The organism is Arthrobacter terricola (assembly GCF_004354015.1).
Taxonomy (GTDB): domain Bacteria; phylum Actinomycetota; class Actinomycetes; order Actinomycetales; family Micrococcaceae; genus Arthrobacter; species Arthrobacter terricola.
In genome coordinates this window covers 320,916-339,585 of the sequence record NZ_SMRU01000001.1, presented here as the reverse complement: position 1 = coordinate 339,585, position 18,670 = coordinate 320,916, and the positions used below count along the sequence as shown (strand labels likewise).

The 18,670-nt window shown below is 65.0% G+C and carries 15 protein-coding genes; 11 read left to right on the top strand and 4 right to left on the bottom strand.

From position 1 onward, the window contains the following. The 7 genes from E1809_RS01665 to E1809_RS01635 form a co-directional block, all read left to right on the top strand. A partial coding sequence (locus E1809_RS01665) for an ABC transporter substrate-binding protein (RefSeq protein ID WP_165962171.1) occupies window positions 1–624 on the top strand: 624 nt, incomplete at its 5' end. Between the two features lie 47 nt (window positions 625–671). Beyond that, window positions 672–1,409, top strand: coding sequence for an ABC transporter ATP-binding protein (locus E1809_RS01660; RefSeq protein WP_133202478.1), 738 nt, complete (start codon window positions 672–674; stop codon window positions 1,407–1,409). Then, complete coding sequence (locus E1809_RS01655) at window positions 1,399–2,349, top strand: ABC transporter permease (RefSeq protein WP_133202476.1); 951 nt, start codon at window positions 1,399–1,401, stop codon at window positions 2,347–2,349. The genes E1809_RS01660 and E1809_RS01655 overlap by 11 nt, the downstream gene beginning before the upstream one ends. Before the next feature lie 42 nt (window positions 2,350–2,391). Next, window positions 2,392–3,438 (top strand): LLM class flavin-dependent oxidoreductase, encoded by a 1,047-nt coding sequence (locus E1809_RS01650; RefSeq protein WP_133202475.1) that lies wholly within the window; start codon window positions 2,392–2,394, stop codon window positions 3,436–3,438. A gap of 79 nt (window positions 3,439–3,517) precedes the next feature. Beyond that, complete coding sequence (gene cobA, locus E1809_RS01645) at window positions 3,518–4,774, top strand: uroporphyrinogen-III C-methyltransferase (protein WP_133202474.1); 1,257 nt, start codon at window positions 3,518–3,520, stop codon at window positions 4,772–4,774. Between the two features lie 23 nt (window positions 4,775–4,797). Then, on the top strand, window positions 4,798–6,264 hold the full coding sequence (locus tag E1809_RS01640) for an FAD-dependent oxidoreductase (protein WP_133202473.1): 1,467 nt from the start codon (window positions 4,798–4,800) through the stop codon (window positions 6,262–6,264). A gap of 97 nt (window positions 6,265–6,361) precedes the next feature. Continuing rightward, window positions 6,362–7,738, top strand: a complete 1,377-nt coding sequence (locus E1809_RS01635; RefSeq protein ID WP_133202471.1) for an MBL fold metallo-hydrolase — start codon at window positions 6,362–6,364, stop codon at window positions 7,736–7,738. A 19-nt stretch (window positions 7,739–7,757) separates the two neighbouring features. On the opposite strand, the gene E1809_RS01630 is transcribed toward E1809_RS01635, so the two are convergent. The 3 genes from E1809_RS01630 to E1809_RS01620 all read right to left on the bottom strand — a co-directional run bounded on the left by E1809_RS01630 (window position 7,758) and on the right by E1809_RS01620 (window position 11,235). Next, window positions 7,758–8,438: a FadR/GntR family transcriptional regulator gene (locus tag E1809_RS01630; RefSeq protein WP_133202469.1), complete on the bottom strand. Its 681-nt coding sequence runs from the start codon at window positions 8,436–8,438 to the stop codon at window positions 7,758–7,760. Further along, window positions 8,435–9,727, bottom strand: coding sequence for an MFS transporter (locus tag E1809_RS01625; protein WP_133202468.1), 1,293 nt, complete (start codon window positions 9,725–9,727; stop codon window positions 8,435–8,437). Before E1809_RS01625 ends, E1809_RS01630 begins: the two co-directional genes overlap by 4 nt. Before the next feature lie 65 nt (window positions 9,728–9,792). Then, on the bottom strand, window positions 9,793–11,235 hold the full coding sequence (locus E1809_RS01620) for a PucR family transcriptional regulator (RefSeq protein ID WP_133202467.1): 1,443 nt from the start codon (window positions 11,233–11,235) through the stop codon (window positions 9,793–9,795). A 144-nt stretch (window positions 11,236–11,379) separates the two neighbouring features. On the opposite strand from E1809_RS01620, the gene E1809_RS01615 reads away from it, so the two are divergent. Further along, window positions 11,380–12,810, top strand: coding sequence for an aminobutyraldehyde dehydrogenase (locus E1809_RS01615; protein WP_133202466.1), 1,431 nt, complete (start codon window positions 11,380–11,382; stop codon window positions 12,808–12,810). Between the two features lie 46 nt (window positions 12,811–12,856). After that, complete coding sequence (gene gabT, locus E1809_RS01610) at window positions 12,857–14,212, top strand: 4-aminobutyrate--2-oxoglutarate transaminase (RefSeq protein ID WP_133202465.1); 1,356 nt, start codon at window positions 12,857–12,859, stop codon at window positions 14,210–14,212. A gap of 247 nt (window positions 14,213–14,459) precedes the next feature. On the opposite strand, the gene rarD is transcribed toward gabT, so the two are convergent. After that, the gene (rarD, locus tag E1809_RS01605; protein WP_235835375.1) at window positions 14,460–15,470 is read right to left on the bottom strand and encodes an EamA family transporter RarD; all 1,011 of its coding nucleotides are present in this window, start codon (window positions 15,468–15,470) and stop codon (window positions 14,460–14,462) included. A gap of 196 nt (window positions 15,471–15,666) precedes the next feature. Here rarD and E1809_RS01600 point away from each other — a divergent pair, with 196 nt between their 5' ends. After that, window positions 15,667–17,100, top strand: a complete 1,434-nt coding sequence (locus tag E1809_RS01600) for an FAD-dependent oxidoreductase (RefSeq protein WP_133202464.1) — start codon at window positions 15,667–15,669, stop codon at window positions 17,098–17,100. 91 nt (window positions 17,101–17,191) lie between these two features. Then, window positions 17,192–18,637, top strand: a complete 1,446-nt coding sequence (locus E1809_RS01595) for an amidase (RefSeq protein WP_133202463.1) — start codon at window positions 17,192–17,194, stop codon at window positions 18,635–18,637. Window positions 18,638–18,670 lie beyond the last annotated feature (33 nt).

Genomic DNA, 18,670 nt, shown 5'->3' with positions numbered 1-18,670 from the left:
TCGCCGCAGTTGGGCGGGACCCAGGATGTGGCGTTGCGTGCCTGGCTGGGCAAGCAGGGGTTGAAGACGAGTGCGGCCGGTGGCGGGGATGTGGCGATCAATCCGACCGAGAACGCCCAGACGTTGAAGTTGTTCCAGGATGGAAAGCTCGACGGCGCGTGGTTGCCTGAGCCGTGGGCCTCGCGGTTGGTGTTGCAGGCCGGGGCGAAGGTGCTCGTGGACGAAAAGAGCCTTTGGGAGAACGGCCGGTTCCCGACGACGATCCTGATTGTGAGCAAGAAGTTCGCCGCGGAGCATCCGCAGACGGTGGCGGCGTTGCTGCGGGGGAACAAGGCGGCGGTGGACTGGTTGAACAGTGCCCCGGCGGCGGAGAAGGCCAGCACGATCAATGCCGCGTTGAAGGCCACCGCGGGATCCACCCTGCCGGCTGATGTGATCGACCGGTCCCTGGCGAACATCACCTTCACGGTGGATCCGCTGGCCGGGACGTACAAGAAACTCCTGCAGGACGGTGTGGATGCCGGGGTCACCAAACAGGCCGACATCAACGGAATCTTCGACCTCCGCGCCCTGAACACCGTGGCAAGCCAAAAGATTTCGGCGGCCGGCCTCGGCCAAGAGTAAAACCAAGTTCCATTTCCACCACGAAGCAACAAACGAAGGACGGGACCATGCCAGTCGTACTGGATCACCTGGGTAAACGCTTCGGCGACGGCGCCCCGGTGCTTGACGACGTCAACGCCACCATCGAGCAAGGCGAGTTCGTCGCGCTGCTCGGTGCGTCCGGCTGCGGCAAGTCCACTCTGCTGAACATCATCGCGGGACTCGACCATCCGACGTCGGGCGCCCTTGAAGTGCCCAGCGACGGTGCCGCCTTCATGTTCCAGGACTCCGCGCTCTTCCCGTGGTTGACTGCGCGGGGCAACATTGAGCTCGCGTTGAAGCTCGCCGACAAGACCGGCGGTACCACCAAGGCCTCCCGCGCGGCACGTGCCGGCGAACTGTTGGAACTGGTCCACCTGGGCGGCGCGGGGGACAAGCGTCCGCACGAGCTTTCGGGCGGCATGCGCCAGCGTATTGCCCTGGCACGAGCGTTGGCCCAGGACCGGCAAGTCCTCCTCATGGACGAACCGTTCGCCGCGCTCGATGCCATCACCCGCGACCTCCTGCACGACGAGCTTGAGCGGATCTGGAAGGAAACCGGGCGCACCATCGTTTTCGTCACCCACAACGTCCGTGAAGCCGTGCGTTTGGGCCAGCGTGTCCTGCTCTTGTCTTCCCGTCCGGGGAGGGTGGTTGCCGAGTGGGCCGTCACCGAGGAACACCGAACCGATGCCGGCCGCGCCGGGGAACTGACTGGAACCATTACCCGCCGCCTGCGCGAGGAGATCCGCCGCCATGCCAATTGAACAAGACACCCGGCCCCTCGAAGAAGCGAGCCCCGAAAACGCCCCGGAGTCCCGGCACATCACGTCGCCGGCGCTGAAGGGGAATCCGGACGAGCTCCGGGACCTCGAGGCCGGCCTGGACAAGCTGCAGTCGGATGCCAACCGCAAAGCGGGCATCGACTGGACCCGGGTCATCCTTCCGGTCGCCGCCCTACTGGTGCTGGTCCTCGCATGGCAGATCTACGTCGCTCTGGGCTTCAAACGGCAGGACCAGGTTCCCGGTCCGCTCGATGTCTTGAGCCAGTTCGGATCCTTGTGGGCTGAAGGGAAGGCCCAGGAAGCCATCCTCACCTCGCTACAGCGTGGCGTGATCGGATTCCTCATCAGCGTCGCCGTTGCTACTCCGCTGGGACTGATCCTCGCGCAGGTCCAGCCGCTGCGCCGGGCCTTCGGTCCGCTCATTTCGGGCCTCCAAGTGTTGCCCTCGGTGGCGTGGGTTCCGGCCGCGATCATTTGGTTCGGCCTCTCGGACGGCACGGTATACTTCGTAGTCCTGATGGGCGCCATCCCTTCCATCATCAACGGGCTCATTTCCGGCGTCGACCAGATCCCGCCGCAGTACCGCAGCGTCGGCAAGGTCCTTGGCGCGTCCCGGATCCAGATGGCCCTGCAGATCATCCTGCCGGCGGCCCTTCCCGGCTACCTTGGCGGACTCAAGCAAGGCTGGGCATTCTCGTGGCGCTCCCTCATGGCGGCCGAGATCATCGCCGTGGGCGGCACCATCGGCTTCGGACTGGGTTCGCTCCTGGACCAGGGCCGCACGCTTTCGGACATGTCCACTGTGATGTCCGCGATCCTGGCCATCCTGTTCGTGGGCATCCTCATCGAACTGCTGGTGTTCGCCCCGATCGAGCGCCGCTTGCTCCATCGCCGAGGCCTTCTGGCAGGCAGCACCCGCTAACCCTGGGGGAATTCCCCGGGCCGACCCGTGGTTGACGCGGGCATGAAACGAATCGGTTTTCTCTCCTTCGGCCATTGGGGGCCGGTCCAAGGCTCCCTGACTCCTTCGGCCGGAGACGCGCTGCTCCAAGGGATCGACCTGGCCGTCGCGGCGGAGGAACTCGGCGTCAACGGGGCCTTCTTCCGCGTGCACCACTTCGCGCGCCAACAGTCCTCGCCGTTCCCGCTCCTGGCTGCCATCGCCGCGCGGACCACCAGGATCGAAATGGGCACTGGCGTGATCGACATGCGCTACGAAAACCCCTTGTACATGGCCGAGGAAGCCGCAGCCACCGACCTCATCAGCCAAGGAAGGCTCCAGCTCGGTGTGAGCCGCGGTTCACCCGAGCCGGCTTTGCGAGGCGCGCGATACTTCGGCTACGAACCGGCCGACGGCGAAGATGACGCAGCGATGGCCCGTCGCCATACCGCGGTCTTCCGGCACGCGATCGCCGGCCGTGGCGTGGCCGAAGCCGACCCTTCCTACGTGGGTGGCGGACGCGGCCTCCTGCCGATCCAGCCGACGTCGCTCGGGTTGCCGCAGCGGATCTGGTGGGGCGCCGGCACACGCAAGACCGCGGTCTGGGCCGCGGAGCAGGGGATGAACCTCATGAGCTCCACGCTCCTGACCGAAGACACCGGCGTTCCCTTCGACCAACTCCAGGCCGAACAGATCTCCATGTTCCGTGAGGCGTGGTCGGCTGCCGGGCACGGTTTCGAGCCGCGCGTTTCGGTCAGCCGCAGCATCATTCCCGTGGTGGACGCGGAAGACGAACACTATTTCGGCCTGCGTGCCCAAGTGGATAACCGGGACCAAGTGGGCATGCTCGACGGCGCGTTGTCACGCTTCGGAAAGAGCTACGTCGGCGAACCGGATTCCCTCGCGGAGGAACTCGCGCAGGACGCCGCAGTCCAATCTGCCGACACCGTGCTCATCACCGTGCCCAACCAACTCGGCGTGGACTACAACATCAAGCTCCTGGGCAACATCGCCAAGTACGTGGCCCCCGCGATCGGCTGGGAGGCGCCCAAGGCACCGACGCGAGCGTAATGTGACGCAGGGTTACCTAGCGTGAACTGGTGTTTCCGGACCTTTGAAGCATGTTACGAACCGGCCCTACAGTTTTTTCATGGCAATTCAGGACATCTACCCCACAGCGCTGCGGCTTCTAGGCCGTCCGGTACTGGTGGTGGGCGGCGGACCCGTGGCGGCGCGACGCGCCAAGGGACTGCTCGACGCCGGTGCACGGGTAACGGTGGTGGCTCCTGTTGCGTCGGACGCGCTTCGTGAACTTGCCGATTCGGGCCTCCTCACGTGGGAGCCGCGCACGTACCGTACTTCCGACGTCGACGGCGTGTGGTTCGTCCAGACAGCCACCGGCGTTTCCGCTGTTGATACCCAGGTTGCTGCCGACGCCGAGGCGCAGCGCATCTGGTGCGTCAACGCCTCGGACCACGAAACTTCAGCCGCGTGGACTCCTGCGGTCGCCGTCGTCGACGACGTCAAGATCGCCATCAACGCCGGGGGAGACCCGCGCCGCGCCATGGCTTTGCGCGACGCCGTCGCTACTGCGCTCGACGCCGGAGACCTGCCGCTCCGCCGTCGTCGGGCTTCGGCCGGAACTGTCGCGCTCGTGGGTGGCGGTCCTGGCGATACCGGACTCATCACGGTGCGCGGACGTCGCCTCCTGGGCCAGGCCGACGTCGTCGTGGCGGACCGGCTTGGACCGCGCGACCTGCTGCAGGAACTGGCGCCTGACGTCCGCGTGATCGAGGTCGGCAAGACTCCGGGCCACCACCCCGTTCCGCAGTTGGAAATCAACCGGATCCTCGTCGACGAAGCCCTCGCGGGCAACCGAGTGGTCCGCCTCAAAGGCGGCGACCCCTATGTCTTGGGCCGGGGCGGCGAGGAAGCGGAATTCTGCCGCCAGAACGGCGTCGAGGTCGAAGTGGTTCCCGGCGTCACGTCGGCGATCTCCGTGCCGGCCGCCGCAGGCATCCCGGTGACGCACCGCGGCCTGGCGAAGGGCTTCAGCGTGGTGACCGGCCACGAAGAACTCTCCGAGGTACCCGCCCGCCCCGACCACACCGTGGTCCTCCTCATGGGTGTTGCCAAGCTCCGCGAATCAGCCGCTGCGCTCGCGGGTTCCGGAATGCCGTTGGACACCCCGGTGGGTATCGTGGAAAACGGCTACATGCCTGAACAGCGCGTCACGATCGGCACGTTGGCGACCATCGCAGACCAGGCCGAAGCTGCCGGCGTCGCAAATCCCGCGGTGATTGTGGTCGGTGACGTTGTGCGCGTGAGCCCGTTCGCCCCGGAGCATTTCAAGACCGCCAACTACAGCACCATCACCCCGAACAAGCCCCGAATCACGACCCCCTGATGCAGAAGAAAAGGAACACAGCCGTGTCATCTAGCACCACCGTAGGAACCGCTGCACGCCCGCTGCGCGTCGCCGTCATCGGCTCCGGCCCGGCCGGCGTCTACGCGGCAGACATCCTCACCAAGAGCGAGGCCGTCAAGAGCGGCGAATTGACCGTCAGCATCGACCTGTTCGATCGCTACCCGGCCCCCTACGGCCTGATCCGTTACGGCGTCGCCCCGGACCACCCCCGTATCAAGGGCATCGTCAACGCCCTGCACAAGGTCTTGGACCGCGGTGACATCCGTTTCTTCGGCAATGTGGACTACGGCACGGACCTGTCCATCGAGGACCTGCGCACGCACTACGACGCCGTCATCTTCGCCACCGGCGCCATCAAAGACGCGGACCTGAACATCCCGGGCATCGAGCTCGAGGGTTCCTACGGCGGCGCGGACTTCGTTTCCTGGTACGACGGACACCCTGACGTTTCCCGCGAATGGCCGCTCGAAGCGACCTCCGTTGCGGTTCTTGGAAACGGCAACGTGGCGCTCGACGTGGCCCGCGTCCTGTCCAAGCACGCTGACGACCTCCTGGTCACCGAAATTCCGGACAACGTCTACGCAGGCCTGAAGGCTTCGCCGGTCACTGACGTGCACGTTTTCGGCCGTCGTGGTCCTGCCCAGGTGAAGTTCACCCCGCTGGAACTCCGCGAACTCTCGCACTCCAAGGACGTGGACATCATCCTCTACGCCGAGGACTTCGAGTTCGACGAAGAGTCCGACCGCCAGATCCAGACGAACAACCAGACCAAGACCATGGTGGGCACCCTCACCAACTGGATCGCGGAGCAGCCCGAGGACCTCTCCGAGCTCACGGCATCCCGCCGCCTGCACCTGCACTTCCTGCACAGCCCTGTGGAGATCGTCGATTCCGCTGAAACCCCGGGTCAGGTGGCTGGCATCAAGTTCGAGCGCACCGAGCTGGACGGCACCGGCAACGCGCGCGGTACCGGCGAATTCGTCGACTACCCGGTCCAGGCCGTGTACCGCGCCATCGGCTACTTCGGTTCCGCCCTCCCGGACGTCGAGTTCGACCACAAGAAGGGCGTCATCACCAACGACGGCGGCCGCGTGCTCGACGCTTCCGGTGAGCACGTTCCCGGGCTGTACGCTACCGGTTGGATCAAGCGTGGCCCCATCGGCCTCATCGGGCACACCAAGGGCGATGCCCTGGAGACCGTCACGTACCTCCTGGAAGACCGTGGGAACCTCCCGTTCGCTTCCGTGCCCGAGGCGGATGCCGTCGTCGAACTCCTCGACGCGCGCGGCGTGAAGTTCACCAGTTGGGAAGGCTGGCTGGCCTTGGACGCCCACGAGCTTGCCTTGGGTGCTGCAGCTTCTGAAGCCGGTACTTCGCACGGCGTCGAGGTCCAGCGCGAACGCATCAAGGTTGTGCCGCGCGAGGACATGGTGGACATTTCCCGCGACGGCGTGGCTGCCCAGGTCTAAGAAACAAACGCGGGGTCACTTACGGTCCATCCGGGGCACCGGAATGGGCCGTAAGTGACCCCGCGTTGCTTTGCTTCTGCGGGGTTAGACTCGCGTCATGGAAGTTGTTGTCGTCGAAACGACCCAACTGGGGGACCGCAGTTACCTCGTCCATGACGGCACGGTGGGGCTAGTGGTAGACCCCCAACGCGACACCGACCGCATCGAAGCCGCCGCGCGCGACGCCGGCGTGACAATCACGCACGTCGCCGAAACCCACATCCACAATGACTACGTGACAGGCGGGTTGGTCCTTGCCCGCAACCACCACGCCGCCTATTTGCTGAACGGCGCGGACAATGTGGGCTTCGATCGCGAGCCAGTCTCTGCCGGTGAGGTCATCCGCGTAGGGCGGCTCACCGTGAAAGTCGTGGCCACTCCCGGCCACACGCACACCCACCTTGCGTACGTGGTGCGGGATGAAGCGTACGACGGCGGCCCGGCGGCCGTGTTTTCCGGCGGCAGCTTGTTGTATGGTTCCGTCGGCCGGACGGACCTGATCGCAGCCCGGGACACCCGGGGGCTGGCCCACGACCAATACAAATCAGTTCGCAGGCTGGTGGACGAAGCCGGGCCCGACGCCATGCTTTACCCGACGCATGGGTTCGGTTCCTTCTGCTCCGTCGGTCCGGCGTCGAAAGCCCAGACCTCGACCATCGGGGATCAACTGGCCTCGAACCACGCGCTGACTGATCCCGACGAAGACCATTTCGTGACGGGCCTGTTGGCCAACGTCACCGCGTACCCCGCCTATTACGCGCACATGAATCCCCTGAATTCGGCCGGCCCTGGCCCGGCATCGTTCGAGGTTCCGGAGAGCCTAGATCCCGCGGAGCTGACGCACAGGCTCGAAGCAGGGGAATGGGTGGTGGACCTCCGCAACCGCGTGGCATTCGCCGACGACCATCTGTTGGGCAGTGTCAGCTTCGAATACGGCACCGGATCCAGCTTCACGAGCTACCTGGGCTGGGTACTTCCGTGGCAGCAGCCGCTGACCCTCGTGGGGCCGCTCGACGAGGTGGAGCGTGCGATCCGCGACCTCGCAAGGATCGGAATCGAATCCCTCGACGCCGCGGTGGGCACTGATCCCGGGTCGCTTGCGCACGGTGTTCCCCTGGTGCGTTATCCGGTGAGCGACTGGTTAGGCCTGGCCCGGGACCGAACCCCGGACGAAACCGTGCTCGACGTGCGCCGAACCGAAGAATTCGAGGCTTCACACGTCCGTGGCGCCGTGAACATTCCGCTTCACGAGGTGCTGCTTCGGGTGGACGAATTGCCCGAGGCCCGGACGTGGGTGCATTGCGGCTCCGGCTACCGGGCCAGCGTTGCCGCGAGCCTGCTGCACCGCGCCGGCCGCGATGTTGTCCTCATCGACGCGCCGTTCCGTGCGGCAGCCGCCTCCGGAGTGGATCTGACCCGCGCGAACGCCGAGTGACCCGGCAGCCGAGCGGGGATCAGTGGGTGAGCCACTCCGCGGCGAAGTCCAGGTTGCGGTAGACGCTCGCGACGGCGGCGGCTTCGTCGCGTGCCTCGATGGCGTCGGCGAGCTCGTCGTGGCCTTCGTGCGGGATGCCGTTGAAGCCGGCTTTGCGTTGCTGACGCAGGAGGTCGTCGTGGAAGACGCCGCCGAACGAAACGTACAACTGATGCAGCAAGGGGTTGCCCGAAGCCAGCGCCACTCTTTCGTGGAAGTCCCAGTCGGCCCTGGCCCACGCGGGGTAGTCGCCGGCGAACCAGGCTTCGCGCCTGACCTTGAGGAGCTCGCGCAGGACGGCGATGTCGTCGTCGGTGGCGTTCTTGGTGGCCAGCCGGGCTGCTTGGGTGTCGAGGCCCACACGGACCTCCACAACGTGTTCCTGGGTGTGTTCCATGCACATCCGCTGGGCAGCGCCGGAAATTTCGCTGGTTGCCCGGACGTATGTGCCGTCGCCGCGGCGGACTTCGAGCATGCCGCTGTGTGCCAGGGCCTTGATGGCTTCGCGGAGGGTGCCTCTCGAGACTCCGAGGGACGCCATGAGCAACGGCTCGGCCGGAATCTTTTCCTGCAGCGGCCATTCGCCGGACTGGATCATGCCGCGAAGCTGGTTGGTGACTTCCTCGGCCAATGCCGGACGGTGCGAAGGAACGAGGCTCATGCCACAGGCCTCGGTCCGGCTTTGAGCTGGGTGCGCTTGCTGGTCAGCTGGTGGCTCGTGGCCATCAGGGCGAGGGCGACGACGGCGAGAAGCGCCAGGGGAATGGTCCAGCCGCCGGTGGCGCTGTGGATGAGGCCCATCCCGAACGGCCCCAAAGCAGCGATCAAGTAGCCCACTGATTGGGAAACGGTGGACATGGCGGTGGTTTCCGCCGTCGTACGCCCGCTGCGGCTGATGATCACCAGGACCAAGGGGAAGATGCCCAGGCCGAAACCGAACAGTACGGCGGGAACCGCTGCCAACGACGTCGGGAGGAACAGCATGGCGGGAACCCCGAGGAGGGTTGTTCCGCTTCCCAGGTAGAGCGCGGGGCGCATCATGCCGGGCCGCGATCCGATCGCGAGCAGGATCATGCCTGCGGCCACGGACATGAACTGCATGAGCCCGAATTGAAGCCCGCTCTCGGAAGCGCTGAGTCCCTGGTTCGTAAGGATGTACGCGAACCAGCTCATGACGGCGTAAGCCAGAACGGCCTGGAGCGTGAAGATGGCCGTGATCAGGAATCCCAGCCGCGTGCGCAGGAGCGGCCACATGGAGACGTGTTCCTGGCTGGCCTTGCGGGCGGTGCGGTGGCTGTGGAGGACTATTGGCAGGAAGCCGAGCAATGCGGCGACTCCGAGGATGCCCCATGCGGCCAGGCCCATGGACGGCGAGCCAAGCTGTTGAGCGAGAGGAACACTGACCGCGGCCGCGAAGGTGGCGCCGCCGGACATCGTGAAAGTGTACAGGCCGGTCATCATGGAGGTCTTGGCGGCGTAGTGCTCGCGGATGTAGGACGGCATGGCGACGTTGCACACGGCGAGGCCGGACATTGCGAGGACAGTTCCGCCGAGCAGGGCGCCGGTTGCCGGAACGCTACGGACGAGGAGCCCGGCCGCGAGCAGGGCGAGTGCCACGAAGATCGACTTCTCGACGCCGATCCGCCGTGTCAGCCACGAGGTCGCGAGTCCCGCGACGGCGAAGCAGAGGAGTGGAATCGAGGGAAGGATCGAGGCGACGAGCGCACCGTAGCCGAGGGCGGCCTGCAGTTCGTGGAACAGGGCGGCCGCACTGGTGATCCCGGCGCGGAGGTTCAGTCCGATGAGGACGACGGCGACAATTCCGACGACGGCGACCACGCGGGACTTCGGCGCTGCGGACGCGGCGGCGGGCGCTTCAGTTGCACGCGCCTTGGCGGTCGAGTTGCGGTTCGCGTCCATTGCATGGGGTGTCGGATGAGTTGAAGCCATGTGTAAAGGTTAGACGTTTGATGTTTACGAGCGGAAGTTCTGTGGCGAATCTCTCCGTCGGCGTCTTAACGCGGGTTGCGCGAACCGAGCCGCTGCACCGCCAGTGCAAGCCACAACTGCACGCGGTCGGCTGTCTGGGCGGGGTCGTAGCCAGTGAGGTCCGTGATCTGGGCCAAGCGATAGCGCACGGTGTTCCGATGCAAGGTGAGGGCCTCCGCGACGGCGGCTACGGAACCGTTGTGGTTGAGGTAGCTCTCCAAGGTTGCGACGAGTTCCGAACCGTGGGCGGCATCGAACTTGCGCAATGGCGTGAGGGCTTCGCTGGCCATGTCCGCGAGCGGCACGTCCTCGCTCGCGAGCAGAAGGGAAGTCAGGCTGAGGCGCTCGGGCTCGTTGACCGGCAAGCCGTGCGCCACGGCGTCGCGCGCTTCAAAGTAGCTCCAGCGCACGCCGTTGGGCTTCGTGTACGCGCCGCCGATTCCAATCACCGCATGGATCCCGGCTTCCAGAAGGTGATCACTGAGGTCCTTGGCGAGCGCGCTCGCGGAACTGCCGTCGTCGGGCACTACCGTTACCAGGTCCTTCCCGACGACGGCGGTCACCCCGGCGTCGAGCGATTGCGGCAGGGAGGTGCTGCCCAGTTGCTTGTGGTGGGCAGCCGATACCACCAGGAGGACGACGTTCTTGCGAGTGCTGTTGATTCCGACGCCGGCGAGGCGGCGGGCGGCCTCGACGGTGTCGAGCGTTCCGTGGATGACGTCGTCGAGGACCTGGCCTGCCAGGGCGCGCTGGCTCTGGCGCTGTTTGACCATGTTGTTGAGTTCGACGCTGATGAGGTTCTGGGCGTAGCCCACAATGCCGGTATCGCCGAACGGTTGCTTGATCCACAGGGTGCAGGCGTCGCGGCGGCCGGTGGGAATGGGGAAGGATGACCAGTCCCCGGCTGTCGGGGCCGGGCTGCCCGGCACGCTGTTGTATAGCTGGGCGCTGAACTGCGTGAGGGCGATGTCCGTGCGAAGCATGCTCCCCAGCTGCTTGAGCAATTCGCCCAGGCCGCCGCCCGTCAGGAGTGCCCGCGCGAGGACCTGGTGGCCCGCGATGAGCCGTTCGAGCTTGGAGTAGTGATCCGCCGATTGGGAATCTGCCACGAGTTTTCCGATGGCGATGAAGGGAGTCTCGTAGGGGACCTCGACGAGGGGCAGGCCCCAGCGGTTCGCTTCCGCGATGAGGGCCGACGGGACGGCGTCGTGCGTGAGGCCGGTGCCGAAGCCGATGCCGACGGCCCCTGCACGCTGGACCTGCCGGACAAACCGGCGCTGTTCCGCGGCACCGTTGAGCCTGAGCCCGGTAGTGAGGATCAGTTCGCCACCGTTGAGGAAGCGCTGCGGATCCTCCTGCTCGGTCACGGCTACCCACCGGATGTCGTCCTGCCACGTGGTTTCCGCGAGGCCGGCTTTCCGGAGCCGAAGGGCGGGGACGGCGACGAGCGCGGCGAGAGACATTGCCATGGGATCAAGGATATCCCGGCGCTGGTCACTCGCACTAAGCCAGTGCTTTGAGGGTGTGCATTTGGCTATTCCGTGACGTGGGGCACTGACATAGGCTCGGATCAGCTGCAACCAATGCCTAGACAATGAAAGAGGTTGTACACCGTGGTCCAAACCTTGCAGAACTTCATCAACGGCGAATTCGTGACGCCGGCAGGCACTGAACTCCTCGACATCGTGAACCCGACCAACGGCGAGATCGTCGCAAAGTCGCCTGTCTCCACGGAGGCCGACGTCGACGCCGCCATGCAGGCTGCCAAGGAAGCCTTCACCACGTGGAAGCACGTCACCCCCGGCCAGCGCCAGCTCATGCTCCTCAAGCTCGCCGACGCGATCGAGGCAAACAGCGACGAACTCGTTGATGCCCAGCACCGCAACACGGGCCAGGTCCGGGCGCTCATAGCCTCGGAGGAAGTTGCCGCCGGCGCGGACCAGCTCCGCTTCTTCGCCGGTGCCGCGCGCATCATGGAAGGCAAGTCGGCAGGCGAATACTTCGAAGGCCACACTTCCTATGTCCGCCGTGAACCGATCGGGGTGGTAGCCCAGGTTGCTCCCTGGAACTACCCGTTCCTCATGGCCATCTGGAAGATCGGACCTGCCCTCGCCGCCGGCAACACCGTCGTCCTTAAGCCTTCGGACACCACTCCCGAGTCCACGCTCGTCTTGGCACGGCTTGCAGGGGAGATCTTCCCCGCTGGTGTGCTCAACGTGGTCCTCGGCACCGGTGCCACCGGCGCCTTGATGATCGAGCACAAGGTCCCTGGCCTGGTGTCCATCACCGGATCCGTCCGTGCGGGCATCGCTGTCGCCGGCGGTGCGGCCAAAGGCCTCAAGCGCGCCCATCTGGAACTTGGCGGCAAGGCTCCGGCCATTGTCTTCAAGGACGCCGACATCAAGAAGAGCGCCGCGGCCATCGCCGAATTCGCCTTCTTCAACGCCGGCCAGGACTGCACCGCCATCACGCGCGTCCTGATCGAGGACGAGATCCACGACGACATGGTTTCCGCGCTGGTGGAGCACACCAAGACCCTGCACACTGGTTCGCAGAACGACGAAGAGAACTACTTCGGCCCGCTCAACAACGTCAACCACTTCAACGCCGTGACGTCGGTTGTGGAGCACCTGCCGGCAAACTGCAAGATCGAAACCGGCGGCCACCGTGCGGGCGAGAAGGGCTTCTTCTTCGAACCCACCATCATCACGGGAGCGAAGCAGACCGACGACGTCGTGCAGAAGGAAACCTTCGGACCGGTCATCACGGTCCAGAAGTTCACCACGGAGGCCGAAGCGCTCGAGCTGGCCAACGACGTCGAATACGCCCTGGCATCGAGCGTGTGGACCACCGACCACGGAACCGCGATGCGCATGAGCCGCGACCTCGATTTCGGTGCGGTCTGGATCAACACGCACATCCTGCTTACCGCCGAGATGCCGCACGGCGGATTCAAGCAGTCCGGATACGGCAAGGACCTCTCCATGTACGGCGTCGAAGACTACACGCGCATCAAGCACGTGATGTCCGCACTCGACGCCTAAGCCCCAGCGGCGCCTCTACACGTAAAGCAACAAAGAAAGAAACACCATGACCGCAACAGCACCTGAAATCTCCTACCGGCTGGAGCAGAAGCGCAACATCAACGGCGCTTTCCCCGGCCCCAAGTCCCAGGCGCTCAACGAGCGCCGCGCCGCCGTCGTAGCCGCCGGCGTTTCCTCCGGCGTCCCCGTCTACGTCGAAGACGCCGACGGCGGAATCATCCGCGACGTCGACGGCAACTCCTTCATCGACCTCGGTTCCGGCATCGCGGTCACGAGCGTCGGCGCCTCGGACCCCGCCGTCGTCGGCGCTGTCCAGGAAGCTGCCGCCCACTTCACCCACACCTGTTTCATGGTCACCCCGTACGAGGGCTACGTGGCCGTCGCCGAGCAGCTCAACCGCCTCACCCCGGGCGACCACGAGAAGCGCACCGTCCTCTTCAACTCGGGCGCAGAAGCCGTCGAAAACGCCGTCAAGGTGGCACGCCTGGCAACCGGGCGTGACGCCGTCGTCGCTTTCGACCACGCTTACCACGGCCGCACCAACCTGACCATGGCACTGACCGCCAAGGCCATGCCGTACAAGACCAACTTCGGCCCGTTCGCGCCCGAGGTCTACCGCATGCCAATGAGCTACCCGTTCCGCGAAGAGAACCCGGACATCACGGGTGCCGAAGCCGCGAAGCGCGCCATCACGATGATCGAGAAGCAGATCGGCGGCGACCAGGTGGCCGCGATCATCATCGAACCGATCCAGGGCGAAGGCGGCTTCATTGTCCCGGCCGACGGCTTCCTGCCCGCGCTCTCCGCATGGGCAAAGGAAAAGGGCATCGTCTTCATCGCCGACGAAGTCCAGTCCGGATTCTGCCGCACCGGTGAATGGTTCGCTGTGAACCACGAAGGCGTTGTCCCGGACATCATCACCATGGCCAAGGGCATTGCCGGCGGTCTTCCGCTGTCGGCCATCACCGGCCGCGCTGACCTGCTCGACGCCGTCCACCCGGGCGGTCTCGGCGGCACTTACGGTGGCAACCCGGTTGCTTGCGCGGCCGCCCTCGCCGCCATTGGAACCATGGAGGAGCACGACCTCAACGGTCGCGCCCGCCACATCGAAGACATCGCCATGGCCCGCTTGCGTGAGCTCGCGGCTGAAGTTTCGGTGATCGGCGACGTCCGCGGTCGCGGCGCCATGCTGGCGATCGAGCTCGTCCAGGCCGGTTCCAAGGAACCGAACCCCGAGCTGACCAAGGCCGTGGCGGCTGCTTGCCTCAAGGAAGGCGTCATCATCCTGACCTGCGGTACCTACGGCAACGTCATCCGCTTGCTGCCGCCGCTCGTGATCAGCGACGAACTCCTGCTCGACGGACTCGAGGTGCTGGCTGCGGCGATCAAGGCCAACGCCTAACCCCCCACCCCCGTGGACATGCCCATTTCCGGGCTCCAAGGATGGACATAGTGCCGCTATGTCCATCCTTGGCTTTTAACGCGGGACACGTCCCGTCGCAACGAGGGGACATGCTCAGTGGTGGGCTTGAAGGATGAGCATGTCCATCGGGGCGATGGTGGCAACGAGGGGACATGCTCAGTGGTGGGTTTGAAGGATGAGCATGTCCCGTGGAGCGGACCGTGCCGATGCCGGGCCCGATGCTGCGTCAGGCTATGCCGAGGCGGGCCTTATTCTTCATCACCGAGTTCTTGCGGGCTGCACGGAGCATGTCCAGCGTGAGGAGCACCAGGGCCACCCACACGACGCCGAAACCTACCCAGCGATCCGTGGTCATGGTCTCGTGCAAGACGGTGAGGGCCACGATGAATTGCAGGATCGGCGCGAAGTACTGAAGCAGGCCGATCGTTGTCATGGGCAGGCGGCGTGCCGATGCGCCGAAGAAGAGGAGCGGCACCGCGGTAATGATGCCCGACGCCGCCAGGAGCCAGAAGTGCCCGGGGCCATTGTTCCCCAGCGTCGCAGCGCCCGTGACCGCGAGGAAGACCATCGTTGCGCCCGCGACCGGCGCGAGGACCACCGTTTCCACCGTGAGGCTCGTGATGGCATTGACCTTGGGGCCAACTCGCTTCTTCACAAACCCGTAAAGGCCGAAACTGAACGCAAGGACCAAGGCGATCCAGGGGAGCTTTCCGTAGGAAAACGTCAGGACTCCGACGGCGATGAAACCGATCACGACGGCGGCCCACTGGAGGGGGCGCAGCGTTTCCTTCAGGACGAACACGCCAAGGAGAACCGACACGAGCGGGTTGATGAAATAGCCGAGTGAGGCTTCGACTGCCTGTCCTGTGGTGACGCCGAAAGTGTAAGTCAGCCAGTTGATGGCGATGAGCCCGGCAGCCGCAGCGAGCGGGCCAAGCACGGCACGGTCCTTGACGGCGGCTCCCAGGAGGCGCCAGCTCCGGGTGATCGTGATGAGCAGGGTGCAGAATATGAGCGACCAGACCACGCGGTTGGCCACGATTTCCACAGCCCCGGCGGGCTGCAGCACAACGAAGTACAGGGGAAGGAGCCCCCACAGCCCGTAAGCTCCGATGCCGAAGACGATGCCCGCCGTCGTTTCATTCTTCGCAGCCTTGACCCCGGCCGTAGCGACTGCGGTTCGTGCGTTTGGAACGGTTGCGGACTGGGCGGACGCGGTTTGCTCAGGCGTAGACACAATGTCAAGAACATCACATTTCGCGGGTGTATTCCTGACCGGACGGCCGGAAAGTTTGTGTGAGATTGCTCGCTGTCTCCAAGCCTGTTCCGCCACGCACTGTTACGGACCAACACTCCTTGCGCGGCGGAGAACTAGAATTGGAAACTGCGCGCCCCAGTACGCGGGGTGTTTTCCCGTCTCAGAAGGGTTCACGGTGTCCAACTCGGCCGAAACCACCACCAAACGTCCATTGCGCGTCGCTATTGTCGGCGCCGGACCGGCCGGCGTCTACGCCGCGGACATCCTGACAAAATCCAACGAGGTAAAGGACGGCGACGTCGAGGTCAGCATCGACCTCTTCGAGGCGTACCCCGCGCCTTACGGCTTGATCCGCTACGGCGTGGCTCCGGACCATCCGCGCATCAAGGGCATCGTCAACGCCCTGCACAAGGTCCTTGACCGCGGCGACATCCGATTCCTCGGAAACGTCACGTACGGCCGCGACCTCACCCTGCATGATTTCCGTTCCTTCTACGACGCCGTGATTTTTTCCACGGGCGCCATCAAGGACGCCGACCTCAACATTCCCGGCATCGACTTCGAAGGGTCATTTGGCGGGGCAGACTTTGTTTCCTGGTACGACGGACACCCCGACGTACCCCGCGAGTGGCCCTTGGATGCCAAGGAAATCGCGGTCATCGGCAACGGAAACGTGGCCCTCGACGTCGCGCGCATGCTGTCCAAGCACGCCGACGACCTCCTGGTCACTGAAATCCCGGACAACGTCTATAAGGGCTTGAAGAACTCGCCCGTGACCGATGTGCATGTCTTCGGCCGCCGTGGACCGGCCCAGATCAAGTTCACCCCGTTGGAGTTGCGCGAGCTTTCCCACTCCAACGATGTGGACATTGTGCTGTACCCGGAGGATTTCGAGTTCGACGAAGCTTCCGACGACGCCATCCGCACCAACAACCAGGTCAAGACCATGGTCAACACGCTGACCAACTGGCTCGTGGAAGAACATGCCGAGGCCGAACAGCCGTCCTCGCGCCGCCTGCACCTGCACTTCCTGCACAGCCCGGTGGAAATCACCTCGGAAGACGGCAACGGAAAAGTTTCGGGCATCAAGTTCGAACGCATGCAGCTGGACGGCACGGGCAACGCCAAAGGCACGGGCGAGTTCGTGGACTACCCCGTCCAGGCCGTGTACCGCGCCATCGGCTACCACGGTTCGCCGCTGGATGAGCTTGAGTACGACGCCCGCCGTGGCGTTATCCCGAACGACGGCGGACGCGTGTTGGGTGCCGACGGCAAGCCCGTGCCGGGCATTTATGCAACGGGCTGGATCAAGCGTGGTCCAGTCGGACTCATTGGCCACACCAAGGGCGACGCCCTCGAAACCATCGGGTGCTTGTTGGAGGACAGGCTCACCCTTCCTCCGGCTGACAACCCGGACCCCCAGGCCATCATTGACCTTCTCGAGGAACGTGGTGTTGAGTACACCACCTGGGCGGGATGGAACAAGCTCGATGCGCACGAAGTAGCCCTCGGGGCGGCGTGGAACGCCGAGAACCCGGATGCCGCCGTCGTACGCGAACGCGTCAAAGTAGTCCCGCGCGAGGACATGATCGGCATCTCCCGCGCCTAACCCCCGAGTTTGTGTACAGATCGCACCCCTTAAACCGTTTGAGGGGGTAGACCTGTACACAAACTCCGGAGGGGCGGGCCTAAAATGAGCCATGGACGAGGTGCTCCGCTGGACGGACGCGGTCGGGCAAGCCGAGTTGGTGAGGAGCGGCGCGGTTTCGGCCGGGGAATTGCTCGACGCAGGTCGTGACCGTATCCAGGCCATCGATCCGCTTCTGCATTGCATCGTGGCGCACATGGATCCGGCAACAGATCCGGGCGAGCAGGCAGCCGCCCAATTTCCCGGGGTCCCGTTCCTCGTGAAGGACCTCGCCCTGGAAATTGCGGGAGTGCCTTTCACCGAGGGGTCGCGCTGGCTGAAGGACAACGTTTCCGCCCATGACCAGGAGCTTGCCAGGCGCTACCGCCAAGCCGGGCTCGTGATCCTCGGAAAGACCAACACCGCGGAATTCGGGCTGAGTCCCCATTGCGAACCGGCGTTGCACGGCCCCACCCGCAACCCTTGGAACCTGGCCCTGTCCACGAGCGGTTCGAGCGGCGGATCCGCGGCGGCCGTGGCATCGGGGATGGTCCCGATGGCGCACGGAAACGACCTCGGCGGTTCCCTCCGCTACCCGGCCGCCTGGTGCGGGGTTTTCGGATTCAAACCCACCCGCGGTCGCGTGCCTATGGGGCCCGAGTACGGCGACGTCGCCAGCGGACTCGCGGTGGAACACGCACTTACCAGGAGTGTCCGCGACTCGGCGGCCTTGCTCGACGCCACTGCGGGACCTTCGCAAGGAGATCCCTATTGGGCCCCACCCATCGAGCGGCCTTTCCTGCAAGAAGTGGCCCAACCGCCCGGGAAACTCCGGATTGCCGCCACTGCGACGCCGAACTCCGGTCAGCATGTCCATCCGGATTATGTCCGAGTGTTCGAAGAAACAGTGGACATGCTCAGTGGACTTGGCCACAGCGTCCACGAGGCTCACCCCGAGCCGCTGGGTCGGCCCGGGCACCAGGCCGTCAGGAATGTCTACGGTGGTGCCGTCTCCTGGATCGAAGCGTACTGGACCCAGCGAATGGGACGACGGCCGGAACCGGGCGAGATAGAACCGTTCACCGCGGCCAACTTCGAGCGGTGCAGACCTGTCACTGCCAGCGAGTATCTGCTCGGCATGGAGGAGCTACAACGTTTCTCGCGGCGCCTCGCGGGCTTCTTCGAGGACTTCGATGTGTGGCTGACTCCCACGGTCGGTTGGCCACCGTTGCCCCTGGGAACGCTCGGCGGGACGGAAGCGGAACCGTTGCGCGGCGAGAAGGAAGCCGGGCGGTTCCTCATGTTCGACGGCGAGTACGCCAATTTTTCGGGCAATCCGGCCATGTCCGTGCCTCTCGGAGTCGACTCGGACGGACTACCAGTGGGCATGTCCTTCCTTGGCCGGTTCGGCGACGAAGCCACGCTCTTCCGGCTGGCGGGCCAACTGGAGAGGGCCGCACCGTGGGCGAATCGCAAGCCCGCGGCGCTCGCCCGGGCGCTGTCGCCGTCGTCGTCCTAGTTTGCGTACACTTCACGCCCTTAAAACCGCCTT

Coding starts and splice junctions, on each gene's coding strand:
- E1809_RS01660 (WP_133202478.1), top strand. CDS start 672: ATGCCAGTCGTACTGGATCACCTGGGTAAACGCTTCGGCGACGGCGCC.
- E1809_RS01655 (WP_133202476.1), top strand. CDS start 1,399: ATGCCAATTGAACAAGACACCCGGCCCCTCGAAGAAGCGAGCCCCGAA.
- E1809_RS01650 (WP_133202475.1), top strand. CDS start 2,392: ATGAAACGAATCGGTTTTCTCTCCTTCGGCCATTGGGGGCCGGTCCAA.
- cobA (WP_133202474.1), top strand. CDS start 3,518: ATGGCAATTCAGGACATCTACCCCACAGCGCTGCGGCTTCTAGGCCGT.
- E1809_RS01635 (WP_133202471.1), top strand. CDS start 6,362: ATGGAAGTTGTTGTCGTCGAAACGACCCAACTGGGGGACCGCAGTTAC.
- E1809_RS01630 (WP_133202469.1), bottom strand. CDS start 8,438: ATGAGCCTCGTTCCTTCGCACCGTCCGGCATTGGCCGAGGAAGTCACC.
- E1809_RS01625 (WP_133202468.1), bottom strand. CDS start 9,727: ATGGCTTCAACTCATCCGACACCCCATGCAATGGACGCGAACCGCAAC.
- E1809_RS01620 (WP_133202467.1), bottom strand. CDS start 11,235: ATGGCAATGTCTCTCGCCGCGCTCGTCGCCGTCCCCGCCCTTCGGCTC.
- gabT (WP_133202465.1), top strand. CDS start 12,857: ATGACCGCAACAGCACCTGAAATCTCCTACCGGCTGGAGCAGAAGCGC.
- E1809_RS01595 (WP_133202463.1), top strand. CDS start 17,192: ATGGACGAGGTGCTCCGCTGGACGGACGCGGTCGGGCAAGCCGAGTTG.